The sequence below is a fragment of the Aerococcus tenax genome, assembly GCF_003286645.3.
Taxonomy (GTDB): domain Bacteria; phylum Bacillota; class Bacilli; order Lactobacillales; family Aerococcaceae; genus Aerococcus; species Aerococcus tenax.
Map to the genome: position 1 here is coordinate 1,634,883 of NZ_CP127382.2, position 21,036 is coordinate 1,655,918.

At 45.5% G+C, this 21,036-nt stretch carries 17 protein-coding genes, 3 rRNA genes and 1 riboswitch; of the genes, 3 read left to right on the forward strand and 17 right to left on the reverse strand.

From position 1 onward, the window contains the following. Positions 1 to 135: 135 nt before the first annotated feature. The gene (uvrC, locus tag DBT50_RS07635) at positions 136 to 1,956 is read left to right on the forward strand and encodes an excinuclease ABC subunit UvrC (protein WP_111852580.1); all 1,821 of its coding nucleotides are present in this window, start codon (positions 136 to 138) and stop codon (positions 1,954 to 1,956) included. A gap of 76 nt (positions 1,957 to 2,032) precedes the next feature. Here the strand turns inward: uvrC and DBT50_RS07640 are convergent, their stop codons facing one another. From DBT50_RS07640 to DBT50_RS07660, 5 genes are all read right to left on the reverse strand, one after another. Beyond that, a complete protein-coding gene (locus DBT50_RS07640) occupies positions 2,033 to 3,967 on the reverse strand; it encodes a DUF975 family protein (protein ID WP_111853460.1) in 1,935 nt (644 codons plus the stop codon). Between the two features lie 21 nt (positions 3,968 to 3,988). Next, positions 3,989 to 4,825 carry a hypothetical protein gene (locus DBT50_RS07645; protein WP_111852550.1) on the reverse strand — a complete coding sequence of 279 codons (837 nt, stop codon included), beginning with the start codon at positions 4,823 to 4,825 and terminating at the stop codon, positions 3,989 to 3,991. A 14-nt stretch (positions 4,826 to 4,839) separates the two neighbouring features. Continuing rightward, entirely contained in the window at positions 4,840 to 5,184 is a 345-nt protein-coding gene (locus tag DBT50_RS07650; protein ID WP_111852549.1) for a barstar family protein, read from the reverse strand. 11 nt (positions 5,185 to 5,195) lie between these two features. Then, positions 5,196 to 5,645, reverse strand: a complete 450-nt coding sequence (locus DBT50_RS07655) for a ribonuclease domain-containing protein (RefSeq protein WP_111852548.1) — start codon at positions 5,643 to 5,645, stop codon at positions 5,196 to 5,198. Positions 5,646 to 5,774: 129 nt separating this feature from the next. Then, complete coding sequence (locus DBT50_RS07660; protein ID WP_076340268.1) at positions 5,775 to 6,140, reverse strand: thioredoxin domain-containing protein; 366 nt, start codon at positions 6,138 to 6,140, stop codon at positions 5,775 to 5,777. 142 nt (positions 6,141 to 6,282) lie between these two features. Between DBT50_RS07660 and DBT50_RS07665 the strand changes: the two genes are divergently transcribed. Beyond that, on the forward strand, positions 6,283 to 7,227 hold the full coding sequence (locus DBT50_RS07665) for a glycosyltransferase family 2 protein (RefSeq protein WP_111853459.1): 945 nt from the start codon (positions 6,283 to 6,285) through the stop codon (positions 7,225 to 7,227). 23 nt (positions 7,228 to 7,250) lie between these two features. Here DBT50_RS07665 and DBT50_RS07670 read toward each other — a convergent pair whose 3' ends face one another. From DBT50_RS07670 to DBT50_RS07685, 4 genes are all read right to left on the reverse strand, one after another. Beyond that, positions 7,251 to 7,793 carry a 5' nucleotidase, NT5C type gene (locus DBT50_RS07670; protein ID WP_111852546.1) on the reverse strand — a complete coding sequence of 181 codons (543 nt, stop codon included), beginning with the start codon at positions 7,791 to 7,793 and terminating at the stop codon, positions 7,251 to 7,253. Between the two features lie 230 nt (positions 7,794 to 8,023). After that, positions 8,024 to 8,139, reverse strand: a 5S ribosomal RNA gene (gene rrf / locus DBT50_RS07675). A gap of 75 nt (positions 8,140 to 8,214) precedes the next feature. Continuing rightward, positions 8,215 to 11,118, reverse strand: a 23S ribosomal RNA gene (locus tag DBT50_RS07680). 211 nt (positions 11,119 to 11,329) lie between these two features. Then, positions 11,330 to 12,877 (reverse strand): 16S ribosomal RNA (locus DBT50_RS07685). Together the 16S, 23S and 5S rRNA genes form the textbook arrangement of a ribosomal RNA operon. A 439-nt stretch (positions 12,878 to 13,316) precedes the next feature. On the opposite strand from DBT50_RS07685, the gene DBT50_RS07690 reads away from it, so the two are divergent. Beyond that, positions 13,317 to 13,688: a thioesterase family protein gene (locus tag DBT50_RS07690; protein ID WP_111852128.1), complete on the forward strand. Its 372-nt coding sequence runs from the start codon at positions 13,317 to 13,319 to the stop codon at positions 13,686 to 13,688. Between the two features lie 56 nt (positions 13,689 to 13,744). Here DBT50_RS07690 and DBT50_RS07695 read toward each other — a convergent pair whose 3' ends face one another. The 8 genes from DBT50_RS07695 to DBT50_RS07730 all read right to left on the reverse strand — a co-directional run bounded on the left by DBT50_RS07695 (position 13,745) and on the right by DBT50_RS07730 (position 20,989). Further along, entirely contained in the window at positions 13,745 to 15,070 is a 1,326-nt protein-coding gene (locus tag DBT50_RS07695) for a hemolysin family protein (protein ID WP_111852127.1), read from the reverse strand. A gap of 202 nt (positions 15,071 to 15,272) precedes the next feature. Further along, a complete protein-coding gene (locus DBT50_RS07700) occupies positions 15,273 to 16,043 on the reverse strand; it encodes an ABC transporter permease subunit (RefSeq protein WP_111852126.1) in 771 nt (256 codons plus the stop codon). Further along, the gene (locus DBT50_RS07705) at positions 16,040 to 16,936 is read right to left on the reverse strand and encodes an ABC transporter ATP-binding protein (RefSeq protein ID WP_111852125.1); all 897 of its coding nucleotides are present in this window, start codon (positions 16,934 to 16,936) and stop codon (positions 16,040 to 16,042) included. Before DBT50_RS07705 ends, DBT50_RS07700 begins: the two co-directional genes overlap by 4 nt. Then, positions 16,936 to 17,139, reverse strand: a complete 204-nt coding sequence (locus tag DBT50_RS07710) for a PLDc N-terminal domain-containing protein (protein WP_111852124.1) — start codon at positions 17,137 to 17,139, stop codon at positions 16,936 to 16,938. The genes DBT50_RS07705 and DBT50_RS07710 overlap by 1 nt, the downstream gene beginning before the upstream one ends. Then, positions 17,132 to 17,902, reverse strand: coding sequence for a MerR family transcriptional regulator (locus tag DBT50_RS07715; protein WP_111852123.1), 771 nt, complete (start codon positions 17,900 to 17,902; stop codon positions 17,132 to 17,134). Before DBT50_RS07715 ends, DBT50_RS07710 begins: the two co-directional genes overlap by 8 nt. A 401-nt stretch (positions 17,903 to 18,303) precedes the next feature. Then, positions 18,304 to 18,807, reverse strand: coding sequence for a QueT transporter family protein (locus DBT50_RS07720; RefSeq protein WP_111852122.1), 504 nt, complete (start codon positions 18,805 to 18,807; stop codon positions 18,304 to 18,306). Positions 18,808 to 18,813: 6 nt separating this feature from the next. Continuing rightward, positions 18,814 to 18,858, reverse strand: a riboswitch (PreQ1 riboswitch). Positions 18,859 to 18,873: 15 nt separating this feature from the next. After that, a complete protein-coding gene (locus tag DBT50_RS07725; protein WP_111852121.1) occupies positions 18,874 to 20,094 on the reverse strand; it encodes an MFS transporter in 1,221 nt (406 codons plus the stop codon). Between the two features lie 301 nt (positions 20,095 to 20,395). Beyond that, complete coding sequence (locus DBT50_RS07730) at positions 20,396 to 20,989, reverse strand: DUF2179 domain-containing protein (protein WP_111852120.1); 594 nt, start codon at positions 20,987 to 20,989, stop codon at positions 20,396 to 20,398. Positions 20,990 to 21,036: the final 47 nt, after the last annotated feature.

The following is a 21,036-nucleotide window of genomic DNA, read 5'->3' on the forward strand; positions in this document are numbered from 1 at the left end:
GCATAAGCCGCCCGCTTTATCCCACTTAAGCTCACCCGCCAGGCGGCTTGGATGGATTTTTTAAGCGGGATTGCTATAATAGATAGATGAGTTTAAAGTAAAAAACATTATCGATTAGAAAGGAGATGATTCTTGGTGGCCAACCAACTAATCGAGAACAAACTGAAATTAGTTCCTAAAAAACCAGGTTGTTACATTATGAAAGACCGCAACCAACACATTATCTACATTGGAAAAGCCAAGAATCTCTTTAACCGGGTGCATTCCTACTTCCGCAGTCAGCACACCGGAAAAACCGCCCAATTGGTGGCAGAAATTGCTGACTTTGAAGTGATTATGACCAACACCAACAAAGAAAGCCTCTTGTTGGAAATTAATCTTATCAAAAAATACAAACCGCACTATAACATTATGCTCAAGTATGGGACCATGTATCCCTACCTGAAAATTACCAATGAAGAAGACCCCCAACTGATCATCACTTCTGACGTCAAAAAGGACGGGGGCAAGTATTTTGGCCCTTATCCCAATGTCAATGCCGCGACCAGTACCCGGGACCTGCTCCAAAAAACCTACCCCCTCAGGAAATGTGGCAAGAATGAAAAGCGGGCCTGCTTCTACTACCATCTGGGCCAATGCATCGGCTGCTGTGACCACGAAGTATCGGCCCAAGAATATGCCCAACAGATTAAGCGGATTACCCGCTTTTTGAATGGGGACGTCCAAACCATTAAAGAGGACCTTCAGAATAAAATGGTCCAAGCCTCGGAAAACATGCACTATGAGCGGGCCGCTGAATACCGCGACCAAATTAACTATATTGAGCAAACCGTTGAGCCACAAAATGTTATGAGTAAGCAATACAATAACCGCGACGTTTTTGCCTATTACTACAACCATGGTTGGATCAGCATCCAAGTCTTTCTCCTGCGCCAGTTTTCCATTATTAAGCGGGACTCGGCCCTCTTCGCCTGTTATAACGATCCCGCAGAAGAATTGACCTCCTATATTGTTCAGTTCTATCAAGAGCAAAACCACACCCTGCCTAAGGAAGTACTGGTACCGGAAAATATCGATACCCATCTCTTGAGCGATGCTCTCGAGATCTCCGTGGTCACCCCTAAACGCGGGGATAAACGCCATATGCTGGACCTGGCTACCGAGAACGCCCAATTAGCCCATGAACAAAAATTCCGCTTGTTAGAAATGAATGAGAAGAAAACCCGGGGGGCTGTTGAAGAGCTTAGTGCCGCCTTAAACCTGCCCTATCTCAGACGGATGGAAAGCTTTGACTTTTCCAATATTTCTGGAGTGGATAATGTCTGTGGGATGGTGGTCTATGAAGACGGACGCCCCAATAAGAAGGCCTACCGCAAGTTTAAGATCAAGTCCTTCCAGGGAGCCAATGAATACCAAGCTACCCAAGAAGTGATCCGTCGCCGCTATAGCCGACTCTTAAAAGAAGGCAAGGACCTACCCGATATCGTTCTCATGGATGGAGGCAGTATTGAGGTTAATGCCGCTCGGGATGTCTTGGTCAATGAACTGGGCCTCGACGACTTACCGGTTGCTGGCATGGTCAAAGATGACAAGCACCGGACTTCCCACTTAATCTATGGCGATGACCATGCCATTGTGCCCCTAGATCCCAAATCCCAGGCCTTCCACCTGGTTCAGAGAATTCAAATCGAAGTCGACCGCTATGCCAAGACCTTCCACCGGCAAGTCCACCACAAGAATTCTTTCCAATCCCGTCTTGATAGTGTCAAAGGGGTGGGGCCGAAAACCCGGCGTAAGGTGCTCAGCCACTTTAAAACCATTAAGGCCATCCGCCAGGCTGATCTTAGTGAAATCCAAGGTCTGGGTATTCCTGAACAGGTCGCCGAATCCATCCACCGGCTGGCTTGGGAAGGCCACAAGGGATCACCCTACTCAGACCAAGATAAAAGTTCTTAGACCTCTTTCATAGTTAATTGAATAGCAAAAAACGGAGTAGCTTGAGGCTTACTCCGTTTTTTCTTTATACTCTTTACTACTTATCGGCTGAATCTTGGTCTTCTTCTTGGTCTGGAGTCAAAGGATCGCCATCGAGGAAATCCGATTGATTCACAATCGACTTGTCATAACTGCTTTCCGCGCTGCGGTCAGCGGCGAGGAGGATATCATCCTTATGCTTGGCTTGTTTAAAGTTGGTCTTCTTAGGGGTGTTATAGCCATAAGGGTCATAAGGTTTCTTTTCGACAACTTCACTGGCTGGGTCAGCCTCAGTCTCTTCTTCAACAGTTGCTTCTGAATCAGCTTTATCTACTGATGAATGACTGTCTTCGGATGGGGTTGATTCTTCTAGGACTGGGAAGTCAAAAGCGCTTGTTTCTTCTTCCTCTGGACGGGTCTCAAAATGGTCTGTTTCTGCCGCTTCAGTTACTTTATCTTGAGGGGCTTCCGCTTGATCTGGAAGAGTTTCCTCTTTAGTAGAACTTGCTTCAGACTGACTATAATCTTCAGCCAGGTCGAAGATATCCGAAGCAGGCAGGACTTCTTCCTGTTGACGATCATCGAGGACATAGCCTGGGTCAGCATAGTCATAAGCCCCTTCATCTGGTTTATCGGACTTATGATCCCTTTGAGAATCAGAAGAAACAGGCTCATCTTGACTGCCAGCTGGTGCCATCACCATAATCTCATCATCGGCCGCTTGACTTTCTAAAGAAGCGGGGTCAAGAGCAGGACTCTCATTTTCTGGATAAGTGGCTTGGATTTGACTATCTGTCTCTTCACCACCTGCCTTAAAATCATCTTGGTCTGGGCCATAGGTTTCTCTAAAGGCCGCTTCGGAAAGATAGTCGTCACTGGAAGAAGCAGAATCGTCCAGAGCGTTTAATTCAGAGGCATCGATGGCCATGGTATCTGCGGTAAATTGAGGACGATCTTCTGTGTGGTATAAGTCAGCAATATTATCGCTAGCTTCAGCGCCAAAACCAGAGAAATGATCATTGAGGTAGAGGGCATATTGCTTAGTTTGTTCCCGGTAAAAGACCGCTTGAACCACCATGAACTTAATCAAATTACCAAACAAGAATAAAACCACCAAGGCTCCCAGACCTAATTGGGCCCAGAAATAATAGTCTGCTTGAGGGAAGGCCGTTCTAAAGTAAGCCATTAAGAGACTCACCAGTCCCCCAATAATCAGGGGCGTAAAAACATAGCCTAGCCCCATCTTGAAGAGCCGCCATTTATTGCCCCGCATCAGTTGCCAGCTCATTCTCAAAGACCGGAAAACCCCGGTTTCTTCGTTATCGTAAGTTGGAAACATAATGAAGTTAAAACCATAGTAGAGCCAACTGGTCAAGAGAGCAAGTAAAAATAGTAATAATAGCGCAATCAACAGATAGAGCACATGGACCACGATTCCGGTCACCTGGCCAATGGCTGCCCGGGCGGTGGAAAGAACGACCACATAATAGAAGAATAAAATCGTGGCTAAAACTAAATAAAAGACAAAGGCAGAAAACCAGCGTACAATAGCAGCCAAGAAATTCGTCATATAGTGGCGGATAGGCCGATGAGTAAAGGCTGACCACACCCGGCCAATATGGTGGTCTCCCTCATCAACCATTTCTAATAAGGACCAAGGGGTACCATAGACCCAGACCTGAACCATGAAAAAGCTGATTAAGAAACTCACCAATAGAGTAATTCCTAAAGCGATGGGGTCGGTACTTTGTCCGACTTGGTTGATCATTTCACCAATCAAACCCGGCGTATCTAAAAATACCCGGTTAATCGAAAAAGATTGGATACTAAGGGGTTTCAACCAATTGGCTAAAAAGCCCAAGAGGCTGGAAAAAACAAAAGTAATGAATAGATTAAGTAAAAACATCCCGGTTAAAGACAAGCGATTGCCAGAAATGGCTGACTTAGCCTTATCTTTAAGCTCGCGGTTGCTTTGATTAAGTTTCAGCTGCATGTATATCCTCCTTATGACTCCTTAAACACTAAGAGCATTTTCCTCACGTTCCAATTGTAAAACAATAGCCGCTGCATAATTACGTTCAGCGGCAAAGCGTCCTGATTTGAGATGATAATCCACGTTTTGTCGGCTAGTTTGGTTCATCTTGGCTATGGCACTGGCATAGCCCTTTTCATAGAGACCAGTCACATAAAAATGGTCACTCTGTATTTTAGCATGTAAATCAACAATTTTTAAGGGCTTTCGCGCTTGAAAGTCAATGGTCTGGTAATCCTGTAACTTCCCCTCCATGGCATAAACCGGCATTTTTAAGATTTCCAAGGCTTCGATCTCTTGAAAAGGCCATTCACTGGTCATGGCATAGGCCGCATAGAGAGGAAATTGGAGTTCATAGGACAGTCGCAGGGCTCTTTGGATCTCAGACTGTCCTTTGATAATCTCTTGCCAGGCCAAAAGTAGCATATTGGTCAGCTGGTCCTCTAAATAATTTGCGTTATAGAGTAAGGCCCCTTCTCCCAAGGACTGGGCCTCTAAGAGGGCTTGACTTGCATAGTGGTAGGCCGGGCTGGCGACTAGTCCCGCTTGTGAATCAAGACTGCCATAAGCGATGCTGGCATTGACTTGAATCGGATACAGGAGCTGCTCGAGCAAGCGGTAGGCCAAGAAGGCTGACGCAGTATGATTAAAGGATAAGAGCCATTGGTCCTCACTTAGGGCATAGGGCGACTCCCAACGATCTGGGGTAAAAATTTGGGTCACAATCCCAATTCCCCGCTCTAATAATAAGTGTAAATCGGCCTGGGCTAAGTCAGGGTAATGACCAGCAATATAAAGTAAAGTCTTCCTGGCTGTCACATGACTCTTCCTTTCTAGTCAATAATTTCAAGCTGGGGATTTGCCGCTTTTGCCGCCTTAATCATAGTAAAAAAAGGCTCGGCCTTGCTTGCCAGATTGCTTCTTAAGTCAACGGGGTGCTTCAGGATAAGCTTGAGAGGTTTAGCGTTGGCGGTCAACACATCATATAGAGCGTCCAAGTTGCCGGCAAAAGTCACGCTCTTATCCATCCCCTGGGCAAAGGCCCGGTAGAGGTCCTGGCTGTCCTTAATCAAGCGGCCATCGAGAACCACCTGATAGGCCCGCGATTGGCGATTCACCTGGCCCTGGTAGCGTTTAGGAGATGTTTGCATCTTCCTAGTATTATTTTTCCCATTCATTGTCCTTCACCTCAATACAACTGTTTAAAGCTTTGGTAGTGGTCATCCGTATAGTAGATGTCGCCAGATGAGGAATACACTAGGCGGTCATCGCCCCGATAGCCCCCATAGTAGTTGACATCGGCCTCTCGGTAAGTCTTATCAGCCGGTAGCTTCTTTTCGAAGTTACCAAAATGATCGCCACCAATGGTTTTCTTATCGGTCACTTCCCATAAATTGCCCTTATCACTTTCCCATCCAGCTGCCTGGGCTTCTTTTTTAGTGATATAATTTGGCGGAAGTTCCTGGTAGGCATTGAGATAGGCACTAACCTCTTCATCAGAGCGATAAACCTGACCATACTCCACCTGGTTTTCTACCTGCTGATGGGAGACTTGATCCAGAACTTGGTCCAAGCCTTGGCAACCCGCTAGGCAAAAGGCTAAAACTCCCGTTAAGAGAAAAGTTAAAAACCGCTTCATTGCTATAATCACCTACTTCATTTTTCTCTATTATAGCAAAAGCCTAGCTAAAAGAAAAAAGGTGCCCAGTCCAGTATTGACACCTTTTCGAGAAACATGCTCGTATTTTATTTTTTCGCTAGTGAGAAATTATTGAGCGATTTTCTCTCTAATACTTTCGATTGAATCTGAGGAATCAACACCTAGGTTTTCTAAGCGTTTTTCCCCACCGATACGCACTAGGGCAGGCACTGTTGCCACTTGGGCTTGTTCTCTAAATTCTTGAATGGCAACACTTTCTGCGGTGGCGGTTGAGTCCAGGTAAGCAATCTCCAAATCATCGCTTTCAATGATTTCAATTAATTTAGGTAGGAACTTGCGGCAATAAGGACAAGTTGGCCGCCCCACGAAAACTAAGGATTCTTCCTTACTATCTAGATTAGAAAGCAGGTCTTTGGCGTTCACCCGGTTTAATTTTTCAACAGCTTCATTAAATTCACTTTCACTATAAGCCATATTTTCCACAACCTTTCCTTTCTATAATAACTTAAATTTCATAAAAATTAAAATAAATGAATTATAAAAGTCCTGACTTTTGCTATACTCAAGGGTGTAAGCACGAGAATCAGACTTGTAAAATAAACATGAGGTGACCCCATTGAAGTCAATTTCTATTATTATCCCTTGCTACAATGAAGCCGATAATATCCGCCCCTATTACCAGGCCATGTTAGCGACCATGGCTCACTTCCCTGACCCATTGAACTGGCAGCTCCTCTTTATTGATGACGGATCCACAGACCAGACCCTCCAAGAAATCAAGACCCTGAGCCAAGCAGATCCGCGGCTGACTTACCTAGCTTTTTCTAGGAACTTCGGCAAGGAAGCGGGCATTTATGCTGGCTTACAACACAGCCACGGAGACTACGTGGTGATTATGGACGTCGACCTCCAAGACCCGCCTGAATTATTGGTCCCCATGTACCAAAAACTCAAAGAAGAAGACTATGACTGTGTGGTGACTCGCCGTCAAGACCGGCAAGGAGAATCTTGGTTTCGCTCCCAGTGTGCCCGTCTCTTTTACTGGCTGATTAACCAATTATCCCACACCCCTATTCGCAGCGGGGAAAGAGACTACCGCATGATGACTCGGCAAATGGTCGATAGTGTCCTCAAGGTGAGTGAAGTCAATCGTTTCTCTAAGGGAATCTTTAATTGGGTCGGCTACCAAAAGGCCTATATCGATTTTCCTAACCACCAACGTCAGTTTGGCCACAGCCATTTTAGCTTTTGGAATCTCTTGGTATATTCCTTAGAAGGGATTATTTCTTTTTCACAAATTCCCCTCAACATCATCGCTATCCTAGGCCTGATTGTCTTTATCCTAGCTATTGGATTAGCGGCCTTCTTTATGATCCGTACCCTGCTCTTTGGTAATCCCACCTCGGGCTGGACGTCAACCATTGTTATTATTTTACTCATGGGCGGTCTACAAATGCTTTCTCTCGGCATTGTGGGGAAGTACATTGGCAAGACTTTTCTGGAAAGCAAGAGACGCCCCCTTTACCTGGTTAAGGAAAGTAACCTTGAAGAAGACGACTAATAAAATGCCTTTTACTTAGGAACTTATTTAATCAAGCCAGCAGATCCATAAAAGTAGGCCAGGGCTGCCTCCCAATTATCCAGCCGGTCGGGATAATTTTCCGTCAGGTTATGGGGTGCTGAAAAGAGCAGCCCCTTACCATTAAAGCCTTGAAAATGACGACTATTATCATCAATCAAATAATCAGCCCCCAAAATCGACTTTTGCCCACAGAAAACATAGTGACTATCGGGGATAAAGTCAAAGTGTTGGGTTAACCACTCATACTTAGCCGCAAAAGAACTCGGAAATTCCATTGCAGCCGTAGTAATAAAGACTTCATAATCCTGACTGAGTTGCCAAAGGGCCTCTCGTGCCCCCTCAATGATCCCAAGATCAGCAAAATAATTAGGATCAGCCACCATATCATGGAGTACTTTTTGGTACTGGGGAAATAATTGATCCAAGTTCTTCCCAAGGAGGTCTTCTTTTTTAATTTGAAAATCATAGTTTTCATTAAACAAACGAATTTGCTTGGCTAAAAAATCCGCAATCACTTCGTCCATATCAACAGCAATTTTTTGCATAGGCATTCTTCCTTTCTTAACGAGTAAGCAAAAGCAATTTCTCCTACTAATACTAGCAAGCAGGTTTTAACTAATTCAGACCTGCTTGCTTTTTTGTTTTCACAAACTTGTAAACGGTTTTGATGATCTTAATAACTTACTTATCCTATGCCTTATTAAAACACAGAGCCCTAGGCAATTCCAAAAGAAAACAACAAAAAAGCCATTCCTATTGGAATGGCTCTTAGTTAGCACGGCAACGTCCTAGTCTCACAGGGGGCAACCCCCAACTACATTCGGCGCTAAGAAGCTTAACTGCTGTGTTCGGGATGGATACAGGTGGGTCCTTCTTGCCATCGTCACCGTACAATTTATTTTTTGAGCTTGTTCGCTCAAAACTGAATCTATCATGCCTTCCTTAAACCTCATACAACCTTATCCTTTGGATAAGTCCTCGACCGATTAGTATTTGTCCGCTCCACTTATTGCTAAGCTTCCACTCCAAACCTATCAACCTGATCGTCTTTCAGGGGTCTTACTACTTTCAAAGTATGGGAAATCTCATCTTGAGGGGGGCTTCACGCTTAGATGCTTTCAGCGCTTATCCCGTCCACACATAGCTACCCAGCCATGCTCCTGGTGGAACAACTGGTACACCAGCGGTGTGTCCATCCCGGTCCTCTCGTACTAAGGACAGCTCCTCTCAAATTTCCAACGCCCGCGACGGATAGGGACCGAACTGTCTCACGACGTTCTGAACCCAGCTCGCGTACCGCTTTAATGGGCGAACAGCCCAACCCTTGGGACCGACTTCAGCCCCAGGATGCGATGAGCCGACATCGAGGTGCCAAACCTCCCCGTCGATGTGAACTCTTGGGGGAGATAAGCCTGTTATCCCCAGGGTAGCTTTTATCCGTTGAGCGATGGCCCTTCCATGCGGAACCACCGGATCACTAAGCCCGACTTTCGTCCCTGCTCGACTTGTAGGTCTCGCAGTCAAGCTCCCTTCTGCCTTTACACTCTGCGAATGATTTCCAACCATTCTGAGGGAACCTTTGGGCGCCTCCGTTACACTTTAGGAGGCGACCGCCCCAGTCAAACTGCCTGACTGACACTGTCTCCCGACCAGCTAATGGTCGCGGGTTAGAATGGTCATCCCACAAGGGTAGTATCCCACCAGTGCCTCCATCGAGACTAGCGTCCCGACTTCGATGGCTCCTACCTATCCTGTACATGTGGCACAAACATTCAATATCAACCTACAGTAAAGCTCCATGGGGTCTTTCCGTCCTGTCGCGGGTAACCAGCATCTTCACTGGTACTACAATTTCACCGAGCCTCTCGTTGAGACAGTGCCCAAATCGTTACGCCTTTCGTGCGGGTCAGAACTTACCTGACAAGGAATTTCGCTACCTTAGGACCGTTATAGTTACGGCCGCCGTTTACTGGGGCTTCAATTCAGAGCTTCGCTTACGCTAACCCTTCCTCTTAACCTTCCAGCACCGGGCAGGCGTCAGCCTCTATACATCATCTTTCGATTTGGCAGAGACCTATGTTTTTGATAAACAGTCGCTTGGGCCTATTCACTGCGGCTGACCTTGCGGTCAGCACCCCTTCTCCCGAAGTTACGGGGTCATTTTGCCGAGTTCCTTAACGAGAGTTCGCTCGCTCACCTTAGTGTTCTCCACTCGACTACCTGTGTCGGTTTGCGGTACGGGTTGTTTGATTCTCACTAGAAACTTTTCTTGACAGCGTGACGTCGGCGGCTTCGGTACTAAACTTCCCTCCCCATCACAACTCATGAAGTCTGAGGCAAGCCTTTCACTCACCTTCTCACTCATTGCTTGGACGCGTTTTTCCATCTCCGCGCTCCGCTTAGCCTTCTGTGTCCTTCCATCGCTCAAACAAATCAAACAAGTACAGGAATCTCAACCTGTTGTCCATCGCCTATCCCTTTCGGTCTCGGCTTAGGTCCCGACTAACCCTGGGAGGACGAGCCTTCCCCAGGAAACCTTAGTCATTCGGTGGACGGGATTCTCACCCGTCTTTCGCTACTCATACCGGCATTCTCACTTCTATACGCTCCACATGTCCTCACGATCATGCTTCTCTGCCTATAGAACGCTCTCCTACCATCCTACGGATCCACAGCTTCGGTGTTCAGTTTAGCCCCGGTACATTTTCGGCGCAGGGTCACTCGACTAGTGAGCTATTACGCACTCTTTCAATGATGGCTGCTTCTAAGCCAACATCCTAGTTGTCTAAGCAACCCCACATCCTTTTCCACTTAACTGAAACTTTGGGACCTTAGCTGGTGGTCTGGGCTCTTTCCCTTTCGACTACGGATCTTATCACTCGCAGTCTGACTCCCGGACTAAACTATTTGGCATTCGGAGTTTATCAGATGTCGGTAATCCAGGATGGACCCCTCGATCAAACAGTGCTCTACCTCCAATAGTCATCATCCGAGGCTAGCCCTAAAGCTATTTCGGAGAGAACCAGCTATCTCCAAGTTCGATTGGAATTTCACCGCTACCCACACCTCATCCCCGCCTTTTTCAACAGACGTGGGTTCGGCCCTCCAGTGTGTTTTACCACACCTTCAGCCTGGACATGAGTAGATCACTTGGTTTCGGGTCGACGACAACAAACTCAACGCCCTCTTCAGACTCGCTTTCGCTGTGGCTCCGCTTCTTCAGCTTAACCTTGCTTGCTATCGTCACTCGCCGGTCCGTTCTACAAAAAGTACGCCATCACCCCTTAACGGGCTCTGACTGCTTGTAGGCATACGGTTTCAGGTACTCTTTCACTCCCCTTCCGGGGTGCTTTTCACCTTTCCCTCACGGTACTGGTTCACTATCGGTCACTAGGGAGTATTTAGGCTTGCCAGATGGTCCTGGCGGATTCCGACGGAATTTCACGTGTACCGCCGTACTCAGGATACTGAATGAGGTGGCTGAGCTTTCGCCTACGGGATTGTCACCCTCTCTGATCGCCCTTTCCATGGCGTTCGACTAGCTCATTCACTCCCGTCCATCAGTCCTACAACCCCAGCATGCAAGCACGCTGGTTTGGCCTCTTTCCGTTTCGCTCGCCGCTACTCGGGAAATCGATTTTTCTTTCTCTTCCTGTGGCTACTGAGATGTTTCAGTTCACCACGTCTACCTTCCACTCAGCTATGTGTTCACTGAGTGGACCATTGTCGATGAAAACAATGAGGTTCCCCCATTCGGAAATCTCCGGATCAAAGCTTACTTACAGCTCCCCGAAGCATATCGGTGTTCGTCCCGTCCTTCATCGGCTCCTAGTGCCAAGGCATTCACCGTACGCCCTTATTCACTTAACCACCGGTTAAGTTGTATGATGCGAAAAGTTTTAAAACTCTTTCTTTTTCGGTTTTTACGCTTGGTAAAATTGGTTTATTGACATTTCTATCTCGCAAAAAATAGAAATGCGGAATGTTATGATAGTATTCAGTTTTCAAAGAACAATAGAGAGTTAGACCTCTCAAAACTAAACAAAGAAGACTCAAATATGCATTCCGAATATATCCTTAGAAAGGAGGTGATCCAGCCGCAGGTTCACCTACGGCTACCTTGTTACGACTTCACCCCAATCATCTGTCCCACCTTCGGCGGCTGGCTCCAAAGGTTACCTCACCGACTTCAGGTGTTACAAACTCTCGTGGTGTGACGGGCGGTGTGTACAAGACCCGGGAACGTATTCACCGCGGCGTGCTGATCCGCGATTACTAGCGATTCCGGCTTCATGTAGTCGAGTTGCAGACTACAATCCGAACTGAGAATGGCTTTAAGAGATTCGCTTGCTTTCACAAGGTCGCTGCTCGTTGTACCATCCATTGTAGCACGTGTGTAGCCCAAGTCATAAGGGGCATGATGATTTGACGTCATCCCCGCCTTCCTCCGGTTTGTCACCGGCAGTCTCGCTAGAGTGCCCAACTGAATGCTGGCAACTAACAATAAGGGTTGCGCTCGTTGCGGGACTTAACCCAACATCTCACGACACGAGCTGACGACAACCATGCACCACCTGTCACTTTGTCCCCGAAGGGAAAGCTCTATCTCTAGAGTGGTCAAAGGATGTCAAGACTTGGTAAGGTTCTTCGCGTTGCTTCGAATTAAACCACATGCTCCACCGCTTGTGCGGGTCCCCGTCAATTCCTTTGAGTTTCAGCCTTGCGGCCGTACTCCCCAGGCGGAGTGCTTAATGCGTTAACTCCGGCACTGAAGGGTGGAAACCCTCCAACACCTAGCACTCATCGTTTACGGCGTGGACTACCAGGGTATCTAATCCTGTTTGCTACCCACGCTTTCGGGCCTCAGCGTCAGTGACAGACCAGAAAGTCGCCTTCGCCACTGGTGTTCTTCCATATATCTACGCATTCCACCGCTACACATGGAGTTCCACTTTCCTCTTCTGTACTCAAGTTCCCCAGTTTCCAATGCACTTCCACGGTTAAGCCGTGGGCTTTCACATCAGACTTAAGAAACCGCCTGCGCCCCCTTTACGCCCAATAAATCCGGACAACGCTTGCCACCTACGTATTACCGCGGCTGCTGGCACGTAGTTAGCCGTGGCTTTCTGGTAAGATACCGTCAAGACTGGAGCAGTTACTCTCCAATTTGTTCTTCTCTTACAACAGAGCTTTACGATCCGAAAACCTTCTTCACTCACGCGGCGTTGCTCCGTCAGGCTTGCGCCCATTGCGGAAGATTCCCTACTGCTGCCTCCCGTAGGAGTTTGGGCCGTGTCTCAGTCCCAATGTGGCCGATTACCCTCTCAGGTCGGCTATGCATCATTGCCTTGGTAGGCCGTTACCCCACCAACGAGCTAATGCACCGCAAGGCCATCGATAAGTGACAGCAAAGCCGTCTTTCCAAACACCACCATGTGGTGGTGTTTCCTATGCGGTATTAGCACCCGTTTCCGGATGTTGTCCCCCGCTTATCGGTAGGTTCCTTACGTGTTACTCACCCGTCCGCCGCTAACGTCAGAAGTGCAAGCACTTCGTCGGTTCGCTCGACTTGCATGTATTAGGCACGCCGCCAGCGTTCGTCCTGAGCCAGGATCAAACTCTCATGAAAGAATCATGAGCGTTGATAGCTCATTTGTTTGCTGACTAGTTATAGTCTGGTCTAGACTTATTGTTTGAATTGTTGATTCATCAACATAAATGTTGATGCCCTACACATTTGGTTCGTCTTCTTTGTTCAGTTTTCAAAGGTCTAAATCTTGCTGCCTTCCGTGACAGCGACTTAATTAGTATACCATAGCTTTCTAATCCTTGTCAACAACTTTTTAAAAGTTTTCTTATTTAAAAACTTTTGTTGGCAAATCTCTCAGCCAGGAACTATATTATATAATCATTCAGAAGATTTTGTCAATAATTTTCTGAAATATTTTTTTTGCTGGGGAGCTATTCGCTCTCAAGCAACTCTAATAGATTACCAGCTTATTTAGACATTGTCAACAGCTATGGTATAATTAATTTAAATTTTTATAATGCGCCCAAGGAGGATTACTATGGATACCTATTTTACTGTTTTACCCCACCAATTGGCAAACCAAGTCGGCTCGGGAAGTTTAGAAGTGCTTTCTAGCCCCTGGCTCTTAGGTTATTTCGAAAATGCAGCCGTACGTTTTTTGAAAGATCACTTAGAGGAAGACGAAACGACCGTGGGAACTTATGCCCAGTTAGAGCATTTGGCCCCTAGTCTCTTGAATGAAGAAATTCGTATTCATTGTGAATTGGTTAACTACGATGATCGTCATTATCATTTTCAAATGCAGGCCTACTGCCAAGACCAATTAATTGGCCGTTTAGACCACCGCCGCGTGAAAGTTAAAAAGGAAAGCTTCATGAAGAAAGCCCAAGATAATTCATCCCTTCAATAGAAAAAAGCCTAAGTGGCCAGCGTATTTAAGCGCTCAAGGTCAACTTAGGCTTTTTCTTATTCGTTGTCGTCTTCTTCACGAGGTTGGTAGTGGACTCTGATTTTACGAATCCGTCCATCATCTACATCAGTCGTGGTGAAGAGATAATCATCGACTTGGATGCTTTCATTAATGGTATCTTGGGGAAAGCGGCCCAAGTGTTCAATAATAATACCGGCCATCGTATCGGAGTCGCCCGAATAGATATGGGCATTGAACAGCTGATTAAACTTATCAATCGGCATACTTCCGTCAATGATATAGGTATCATCACTAACCTTCTTATATTTAAAGGACATCTCATCGTACTCATCTTCTATGTCCCCGACAATCACTTCAATCAAGTCTTCCAAGGTCACTAAACCGACCACTCCCCCGTATTCATCTTTTAAGATGGCCATGTGGAGGTGGTTACGCTTAAACTCTAAAAGCAAATCATCGATAAAGACCGTTTCCGGTGCAAAGTAAGGCTCGCGCATGATGTTTTCCATTTGAATATTTTCAAAGCCTACCCGGTTAGCTTCCCGTAAAACGTCCTTGGCATGGACAATACCTAGAATATCGTCTTTGTCATCCCGGTAAACCGGAATCCGAGAATATTGGGACTGAAGAATGAGCTGCAAGTTCTCCTCGCGGTCATCTTCAATATCCAGCATAAAGGTATCTGTCCGCGGCACCATCACGCCCTTAGCTAGCTTGGAATCCAAGGAAAGCACCCCTTGCATCATCCGGAATTCATCCATATCAATGATTCCGTCATTGCGGCCACTCTCAATTAACTTCCGCATTTCTGAGCGAGTCAAGCGTTCTTCTCTTTGGGTAAAGTCGATCGGTGCGATAGCCTTTAGCACGTCAGTCGAGGCGGTTAATAACCAGACGAAAGGTGTAAACACTTTATTTAAGAATGATATTGTTCCTGCCGAAAATAGGCAGTACTTCTCTGGTATTTGGATGGCGACTTGCTTAGGAAAGAGCTCCCCAAAGACAAGGGAGATATAAGATAAAATCACCGTAACAATCGCTGTAGCCAGAATTTCGGCAGCGGGTATATTAGCCAAATAAGGCAAGATGTAGCCCACAAAGGTATTGGCAGCCGATGCCGAGGATAAGAACCCAGCAAAGGTGATTCCTACCTGAATGGTAGACAGAAAATCATCCGACTTATCCAGTAATTGGACCACTTTTACAGCGCGACGGTCGCCCTCCTCAGCCAATTGGTTGATCTTGCCTTGGTTAACAGAAACAAAGGCCATTTCTGCCCCAGCTAAGAAAGCATTAATTAAGGTTAATACCAGTATTAAAATTATTTGTCCTAGGATCGAAGAGGCCCCCGGATCTTCCATATATCATTTCTCCTTTATTGCTTCAAAAATGTCTTTATATTAATCTAGTATATTATAATTTTTTTCGCCCGTCTATACTTTGCTTCAAGCATTATAATAGGAAAAGCTAGCTTTTCCCTGATTCATTTTGCCTTTCTATAAAAAAGCCCGGACCAGCCGGGCAAAGCACTTTCTAATTAAATGGACCACTAGACAGGATTGGCTACAATTGCCGGCGGTTAAAGAGGGGGAAACTGAGACAGAGACTGCCCAGGATCAGCCCTCCCGTAGTATAGATCGCTTGACGGCAGTCTTCAAAATCCAAACCTTCTCCCAATAAGGCCTTCCCTTCCGTTAAAAGGATCGGAGAATAATCCTTACTTTGTGGGAAGACACTCAGCACATAAAAGACTAAGAGACTAGCAAACAAGGTCACTAGGACCCCACTAGAGGAAGTTGCCAGGGTGGAAGATACGAGGAGAAGACTGACAACCAAGAGGCCAAAACCGTACCAGGCTAGGAGGGCAAGGGTTAAATCGTCCTGATTAACACTGCCCAAATAATATTGGGTATAAGTTAAGGTGGTCAGCCAGCAAATGCTATAGGCCCCGGTCCAAAGGGTGACCAAGAAGATAAATTTTGCGAGAAGGAATTGGCTCCGTTTCAAACCCTTGGTCAAGACCAGAATCAAGGTCCCGGTCTGGTATTCCTTAGTTAAGAGCTGACTCTCCAAAAAGACAAAGCAGAGCATGGCTAGGGGGAGGTTTTTAAAGAACTGCTCCCAAGCCATGGTCGCCGTCACTTCTACCGCTTGGACCTGGATGGCTAGGCCGTTATCTTGGCTAGCAATTTGTTCCAGCATCCAGGGAGTCGCCAGGGCCAAGCCTGTATTCATTAAACCAATGACAAAGAAAACCAAAACTAAAATAAAGAGCTGGCCACCCCGCCACTGGGCTAAAAACTCCTTCTTCAGTAAAGTCATTAATGTCTTCATCGAACCACCTCTTGAAATAAATCATCTAACGACGTCTCTACCCGCTCCACTTGCCGGAGGGCTAAGTCTTGGTCAGCCAACCAGGCTAAGACTACTTTCAAGGGATAATCTTGGCTAGAAAAGCGCAACTTGCCGGTCTGGTCGAGTTGGCTCTTGGGAAAGGCCGCTTGAAAGCTTAAGCGGTCTTCAGCCTGCTCCAGCTCGACTTGGTAGCTGGGTCCACCCACCTGATGGGTCAAGGTTTCCAAGGGGCCGGCTAGGGCAATCTGCCCTTGGTTTAAGAGGGCCACATGGCTACAGACCTTTTCAACGTCTGACAAGATATGGGTGGAAAAAAGCACCGTGGTTTCCTGGCGAATATTAGACAAAATCGCTAGAATATCCCGCCGTCCCAAGGGATCTAAGGCCGAAGTAGGTTCGTCACAAATTAATAATTGTGGACGACCCATGAGGGCTTGGGCAATCCCTAAGCGCTGCTTCATGCCCCGCGAATAGCCTTTGATCCGTTGTTTATCTTGGGCTAGGCCTACCAGGTCTAAAAGTTCCTGGCTCCTTTTCTTGGCTTCACTGACTGACATACCCGCAATCTGCCCTAAAAAGCGCAGGTATTCTTCTCCGTTCATAAAAGGATAGAAGGCCGGCACATCAGGCAGGTAGCCAATATAGCGGTTGGTTTGAGTCTGGCCATAGCTGACCCGCTCGCCCTTAACACAAATTTGCCCCTGGTCAGCGGACATGAGGCCCAGGATAAGTTTCATAGTAGTCGTCTTGCCGGCCCCATTTCTTCCAATGAAGCCAAAGACACTGCCTTGGGGCACCGTCAAGGATAAATTATCAAGGATGGTATGACTGCCGAATTTTTTGGACACATGGTCCAAGGTCAAAATTGCCATCAGTCCTCCTCCTTACCAAAGATGAGATAGAGGATCGGGCCGATAAATTGCATCAAGACGATCACTACAACCAACCAAAAAGTCCGCCCCCCTCTTTTATAGGTCTTATGGGTTAAGATATGGTGCAAGGCATAAACTAACAAAGCAACTTGTAAAACAACAACAGGAATTAAAAAGGGTAAATATTCACTCAAGTTATTCATAATGGTCTCCTTCTTTCTGAGCGAGGGTTTCGACGCAGTAGCCATGGTAGTGGCAATGCGGACAAATTAGTTTCCGGGTATAAGGGGTATGTTTAGCGAAAATCGCTGCCTTCAAGTCCGGTTGGAAGTCATAATGGCATTCCGGACAAATATAGGCCACTTGCTTGAAATAATAACGGCTAATACCGAGTCCATAAGGGATAGCCAGGATGAAATAGAGGACCAACCAGGCAAAGTTCCCCTGGGTCAGGAGTAAGAAAACCGCCAAACCTGCTAAGAGACTAATCGGCAAGGCCGTTAATAGGATAAAGAGATGTAATTGTTGAACATGTTTGCGTTTATTCATCATTTTGGCAATGCTCGATAAGCCAGTGGCAGAAAGGTCAGTAAATGAATTGAGGCTTTTTTGCAGGGCTCTAAGCCGGTCGAGCTGGACTTCTTCTTCCTGGCGCTTGGCCTCCAGGGCTTGGATCTGTTGGTCGATTAATAAATCAATCAAGTCACGGGCATTGTCCTCATCTAAGACTTGTTTAATATCGTCTAGGGAAAAGCCCAGGTCTTTCAAAAAGCAGATCGTCTTCATTTGGTTGAGGTCGCCTTGGGAATATAAACGCCGGCCCCCTTCTGAAATACTGGTGGGAAGAACCAGACCGCGTTTGTGATAATACTGGACCGTTCTCACAGTCACCCCCGCTAATTTAGCCAATTCACCACTTGTATAAGTTGCCACAGGTTCACTTCCTTTCTTCTCTTCATTAAGCATTGCTTTTCCTCCTTTCTGCCTGTAGATTAGCTTATGACGCAAGGTCACGAGCAAGTCTTTTCCCAATATTTTTTCAAAAAACTCCCTTTTTTAGGAAAAGACTTCAACAGGTAGTCGTTTTTCTCTCTATTCCGCTTTTATCTATTTTGTGAATACGTGCTATTTAAAATTTTGGATAAAAAAAGCTAGGGCAAAACCTAGAGTGTGACAAGCGCATCAAAGAGCAAGACCGCTGGAAGAAAAAGGCGTAAAATTCTCAAAGAGAATTCTACGCCTTTTTTGAAGCGAACGCTTGCTCTGCGCTTGGAACACATTTTGATTAAAGTATTGGCATTTTGATTGGGAAAGAGGCCGGAACTTTTGCCCCAGCTTTGCACATACAAATTCTATATCAAATGCTCTTATGCAATTTTTTCGTGGAAATGAACTTGACGGTCGATCCAGTACATAAGTGGCGCTGTGATCGCTAAAACAATCAGCTCGCTGACCACTAAGGTGAAGTAGGTGTACCAGAAAGGTAATTGGAAGGCTAGATTCAGTTCAAAAGCCACAATGAAAATCATCAATGAGAAAATCACTGTCGTTGCACCTAAGCGGGCCTTGATGGAAGGAAGCTTAGGGTAGATCCAATCACAGATCAAGAAACTGATGACGGTATGGAAGGTCCCAAAGACCAGGTCATACCAACCTAAACCATTGGCAAATCCATAGAAATTGGCAATAAAGACACCTGCCACCACACCCCATTTATAGCGGCGGTCAAAGGCGTTCAAATGGTTCAGCCCTTCAGATAGGCGAAATTGAATCGGTCCATAGGCGATTTGAGGGGCGATAAAATAGATCACCACATAAATCGCCGCCACTAGGGCATTAATCACTAAGGGCCGGGTTTTGTTCTCTTGCATAGTATTTTCCTCCTAGTTTTTTTACGTTGGATGGTTTCGAACAACGCACACCCCATTGTACCACAATTATTTTCCCTTAAAGAAGGCTTTACTCTCCCTAAAAAAGAACTTCTTGATGCTATAGGAAACAGCAACTACCCCTAGCCCAGCTAAAGTAAAGCTCTGCCATTGGACTAGGGGAACGATCTTGCCAAATACAACATTAGCTAAAGGTGAAAACAAAGAGCTGAAAACAAAGAGCAAAGAAAATACTCGGCCTAAAAACTCCTGGTCGCTATGCTTTTGTATAATCGTGAACACCTTGGCGTTAATTTGAACTAGGTAAAAGCCATTAACAAAGGCACATAGGAAAATAAAGAAAATATGATGAAAAAATCCCGCCATTAACAAGACGACTGCTAGATACTTAAGATCTTGGATAAAACTTTCTTCTGATTGACCACTCCCATAACAGGTTAATATCACCCCTCCAAGAATACCGCCCAGAGCTTCTGTACTAAGGACTAGGCTATATATCTTGTCAGACCCCTTTAATAAGACATTGATCGCATAGGGAATAACTAAGTCATAAGAAGTCATTATAAAATTTAATAAGGAAATGAAGACCATGACTCCTAAAATTGCTTTCATCCTGCACACATACTTCAAACCAGAGACAAAATGCGCATGAAATTGAAAGGGCTGACTAGCAGGTAAGTGATTATTTTCATGGTAAGGCACAGAAGCAATGATTAGTGCTGATAATAAAAAGGATAAGGAGTTTATCAGGATGAAGAAATTAAAATTGTTATTAATAGAGAGAATTAGCGAACCGATAATAGGGGCTCCTATCTTAATAATACTTGATAGGGTATTTTGGATAGAATTAAAACGTTCAATATCCTCCCCTAAGACCACATGAGGGACAATGGCCTTGGCGGCTGGGGAATTGATGGCCAAAGCAAGGCTCAAGATCGCACTGGTAAGAATTAATATCAATTGATCAGCAAGATAATCTTTATATAATACAGAGCAGACTAAGCAAGCTATAAAGCTCATTAAGTCTGAAAAGATTAATAATTTTTTTCGATTCAGTTGATCAACAAGCGGGCCGACTAGAAGATTGGAAAACAATAAAATTGAAGTGCTGATACTATTTATTTTTCCTAATAATGCCGTATTTTGAGTTTGAGAAACGAGGAACCAATTGATAGCAAATAAGTAAAGAGTATCACCAATTAAGGAGACCCCGTAATTTGCCAGTAAAGGCAGACCCTGTCTTAAAGATAACTTTTTATTCCCTCCCATAAGCAATTCCCTCTTTTCGCTTGTTTAAATAAACTGACCAGAGACCACTTTCCTGGACCACTAATCATCACTGAACCTGAATTTTTGATTACTTTTAAATTAATTTAATGATTATATACAGAGTCTTCCTCCTTGTCAATTGCAATAAGAAAACAGGAAAAACCCCTAGAGTCGTTTGACCTTACAAGTCCTACTCTAGGGGCTCCCCAAAATATAACAGAAAGCATTCTGTCTCGCTATTTAATTTTATAATTCCAGCTAAGACCTAGTCAAAAATCTCTAGCCTAGCTTCTTCATTTTCTTAGTCCTCCTCGCCCTTGCTCTCATCCTCCTGCTTTTCGGCCCTTTTTTTCATCGGATTTCTAGGATGGGGAAGACTAGGGCGCAAACGCTTGGTCCAAAATCCACCGTGGATATACTTGGCATCATAAGAAATATAAAAGACCTTGGGATCAATGGCTTCAATGGTCCGGCAAACTTGCTGTTCCCGTGACCGTGGGGTTAAGACTGTCATGATTAAGCGGTCACCATCCCGGCCGTACCCAGTCTGCACCGTCACCCCATAACCTTGTTGGCGCAAGCTTTGGGCCAAATGATTATCGGTTGATTGGGTAAAAATCTGAATCACCGCATGTCCCAAGGCAATCTTATCCTCTAAGAGGATGCCCAGGTAAATCCCAATCCCATAACCTAGGGCATAAACTACCAGGTAGATCGGGGTATCCAGGTATTTCATCACCACAGAAAGCCCGATGGTATAGATAGTCACCTCAATCATGGCGATAAAAGGAGCAATGGACCGATAACCCCGCATGGCCAAGAGGGTACGGATAGTATTAAGCATAATATAAATTAAGTTAATACCAAAAATAAAAAGTAAAATGTAAAAGTTCATAGCCTTCCTCCTTCCTAGTAAAATTAGCACAGATCAGATTGTAATTA

Bases quoted from the DNA above. Each gene is read 5' to 3' on its own strand.
- DBT50_RS07655 (WP_111852548.1), bottom strand. From the start codon at position 5,645: ATGAAGCGGTTTTTAACTTTTCTCTTAACGGGAGTTTTAGCCTTTTGC.
- DBT50_RS07725 (WP_111852121.1), bottom strand. From the start codon at position 20,094: ATGGGAGGGAATAAAAAGTTATCTTTAAGACAGGGTCTGCCTTTACTG.
- DBT50_RS07650 (WP_111852549.1), bottom strand. From the start codon at position 5,184: ATGAATGGGAAAAATAATACTAGGAAGATGCAAACATCTCCTAAACGC.
- DBT50_RS07715 (WP_111852123.1), bottom strand. From the start codon at position 17,902: ATGCTTAATGAAGAGAAGAAAGGAAGTGAACCTGTGGCAACTTATACA.
- DBT50_RS07670 (WP_111852546.1), bottom strand. From the start codon at position 7,793: ATGCAAAAAATTGCTGTTGATATGGACGAAGTGATTGCGGATTTTTTA.
- DBT50_RS07690 (WP_111852128.1), top strand. From the start codon at position 13,317: ATGGATACCTATTTTACTGTTTTACCCCACCAATTGGCAAACCAAGTC.
- DBT50_RS07640 (WP_111853460.1), bottom strand. From the start codon at position 3,967: ATGCAGCTGAAACTTAATCAAAGCAACCGCGAGCTTAAAGATAAGGCT.
- DBT50_RS07660 (WP_076340268.1), bottom strand. From the start codon at position 6,140: ATGGCTTATAGTGAAAGTGAATTTAATGAAGCTGTTGAAAAATTAAAC.
- DBT50_RS07695 (WP_111852127.1), bottom strand. From the start codon at position 15,070: ATGGAAGATCCGGGGGCCTCTTCGATCCTAGGACAAATAATTTTAATA.
- DBT50_RS07710 (WP_111852124.1), bottom strand. From the start codon at position 17,139: ATGAATAACTTGAGTGAATATTTACCCTTTTTAATTCCTGTTGTTGTT.
- DBT50_RS07705 (WP_111852125.1), bottom strand. From the start codon at position 16,936: ATGGCAATTTTGACCTTGGACCATGTGTCCAAAAAATTCGGCAGTCAT.
- DBT50_RS07730 (WP_111852120.1), bottom strand. From the start codon at position 20,989: ATGAACTTTTACATTTTACTTTTTATTTTTGGTATTAACTTAATTTAT.
- DBT50_RS07720 (WP_111852122.1), bottom strand. From the start codon at position 18,807: ATGCAAGAGAACAAAACCCGGCCCTTAGTGATTAATGCCCTAGTGGCG.
- DBT50_RS07700 (WP_111852126.1), bottom strand. From the start codon at position 16,043: ATGAAGACATTAATGACTTTACTGAAGAAGGAGTTTTTAGCCCAGTGG.